Source organism: Methylobacterium sp. WL103 (assembly GCF_008039885.1).
In the GTDB taxonomy this organism is placed as follows: domain Bacteria; phylum Pseudomonadota; class Alphaproteobacteria; order Rhizobiales; family Beijerinckiaceae; genus Methylobacterium; species Methylobacterium cerastii.
Genome location: NZ_VRUX01000993.1, coordinates 1 through 992, shown reverse-complemented (window position 1 = coordinate 992; position 992 = coordinate 1). Strand labels below are relative to the sequence as shown.

General features: G+C 71.3%; 1 protein-coding gene. It reads left to right on the top strand.

Annotated features, from left to right (window positions below):
- Positions 1 to 9 precede the first annotated feature (9 nt).
- Positions 10 to 992: murein L,D-transpeptidase family protein (locus tag FV222_RS27275; RefSeq protein WP_147816260.1), on the top strand; the 983-nt coding region annotated here is incomplete at its 3' end.

Below are 992 nucleotides of genomic sequence, written 5' to 3'. Positions count from 1 at the left end.
GGCCCCGCGATGCGTCCAGCCCGCCCCCTGAGAGGTCTCGTCGCGTCGGGGTTTTCCGTCGTGCTCGCCCTGTTGGTCGCGGGTCAGGCGTCGGCGCAGAACGCCAAGGCCGAGGCGCCGATCCCGGGCGCCACCCTCGCGCTGATGGCGGCCAAGGGCACGAGCCCGCAGGCTCCGGTGCTGTTCCGGGCCTACAAGAAGGAATCCGAGATCGAGGTGTGGAAGAAGGGGGCCGGCGGGCGCTTCGTCTACGTCAAGACGTTCCCGATCTGCCGTTGGTCGGGCCAGCTCGGGCCGAAGCGCAAGAGTGGCGACCGGCAGACGCCGGAGGGGTTCTACAGCGTGCCGCAGCGGCAGATGAACCCGAACTCGCACTACTACCTGTCCTTCGACGTCGGCTACCCGAACGCCTACGACCGGGCGCATGGCGGCACCGGCTCGGCGGTGATGGTCCACGGCGTATGCTCGTCGATGGGCTGCTTCGCGATGATGGACAACACCGTGGGCGAGATCTACGCGATCGCCCGCGACGCGCTGAAGGGCGGGCAGTCTGCGTTCCAGTTCCAGTCCTACCCGTTCCGGATGACCGCCGAGAACATGGCGCGCTACCGCACCGACCCGAACATCGCGTTCTGGCGCGAGCTGAAGGCGGGCGCCGACCGGTTCGAGGCCACGGGGGAGGAACTTCAGGTTTCCGTCGTGGGCGGGCGCTACGCCTTCGCGCCCTCGAAGGACTCAGGCAAGGAAGCCGCCGTCGCCACCCGGCGCGCCGCGGAGGAGGCGCGGATCGCCGCCCTCGTCGAGGACGGGGCGGCGGCGATGCGCACCACCTATTCCGACGGCGGCCAGCACGCCTTCTGGGCGGCGCTCGCCGCCAAGGGCACCTCGCTCGGCGAGGTCAGCCGGCCCGAGGCGCTGGCCTATGCCGGGCTGGAGACGGTGGTCATCCCGGCGAGGCGCCGCGCCCCGCCGGTGCCGGAGGCGACCTGGGC